Annotated in this window: 2 protein-coding genes; both read left to right on the top strand. The window is 72.8% G+C overall.

Annotated features, from left to right (window positions below):
• Positions 1-248 precede the first annotated feature (248 nt).
• A complete protein-coding gene (locus Ade02nite_RS14685) occupies positions 249-476 on the top strand; it encodes a zinc-ribbon domain-containing protein (RefSeq protein ID WP_203762355.1) in 228 nt (75 codons plus the stop codon).
• Positions 477-527: 51 nt separating this feature from the next.
• A partial coding sequence (locus Ade02nite_RS14680; RefSeq protein ID WP_239168754.1) for a Crp/Fnr family transcriptional regulator occupies positions 528-1,008 on the top strand: 481 nt, incomplete at its 3' end.

Raw genomic sequence — 1,008 nt, 5'->3', positions numbered from 1 at the left:
ACGCGAGGCCGAGACACGAGACCGAGACACGAGACCGAGGCGCGAGGGCGAGGTGCGAGGGCGAGACACGAGGCCGAGGCGCAAGGGCGAAGCGCGAGGAAGAGACGCGCGGGCGAGACGCGCGGGCGAGACACGAGGCCGAGGCGCAAGGGCGAAGCGCGAGGAAGAGACGCGCGGGCGAGACGCGAGGGAGAGACGCGCGGACGCAAGTCGGGCGGGGGTTGGCGGTCGGCCGTACCGTGGGTGGGGTGTTCCTCATTTTCGGGATTCGCAGCAAGGACAAGCTCCTAGGGTCGCGGCTCGGGCGGTGCGAGGTCTGCGGCGCCACGGCGGCGCAGACGCTGGTGCGGCGCACGACCAAGTTCAGTCTCTTCTTCGTGCCGCTGTTTCCGGTGCGGCCCGCGCGCTCCTTTGTGGTCTGCACCAACTGCGGCCGGTTCCGCGGTGCCGTCCGGGAGGAGCTGATCTCGGCCTGATCGAGGCCTTCGGCCCTACGCGGGAGCGCCGGCCCGGGGCAGCCTGAGGACATGATGTCACCGTCAGTCTTCGACCTGATCTCGGTGCACGACTTCACGGCCGGTCTGCCGGAGCACTGGACGCGCCGGCTGTCGTGGGCGGGCCGGCCGGTCTACCGGGCGTCCGGGCGCCGCCTGTGCCGTGAAGGGTCTCCCGCCGATCGGTTCTGGCTGGTCCACGGCGGCGCCGTCGCGATCGACTTCTTCGTGCCGGGCCGGGGCGACGTCGTCATCGAGCGGCTCGGCCCCGGGTCCGTCGTCGGCTGGTCGTGGCTGCTTCCGCCCGGCCGGTCGCGGACGCCGGCCGACAGCACGCGCCGCGCACGCTTCGGTGCGGTTGCCGCCGACGACCTGCGCGCGGTGGAGATGGACGCGGCCCGCGTCCACAAGCTCATGGCCGAGGATCCCGATCTCGGGCTCGAGCTGCACCGCCGCTTCCTCGGTGTGACGGCCGCGCGCCTGGCCGCCGCCCGTCATCGGCTGGCCGAGCTCT

This window comes from Paractinoplanes deccanensis (assembly GCF_016862115.1).
GTDB classification, from domain to species: Bacteria; Actinomycetota; Actinomycetes; order Mycobacteriales; family Micromonosporaceae; genus Actinoplanes; species Actinoplanes deccanensis.
Note: the sequence above shows the minus strand (reverse complement) of the source record. Positions and strands in the feature narration are given on the sequence as shown.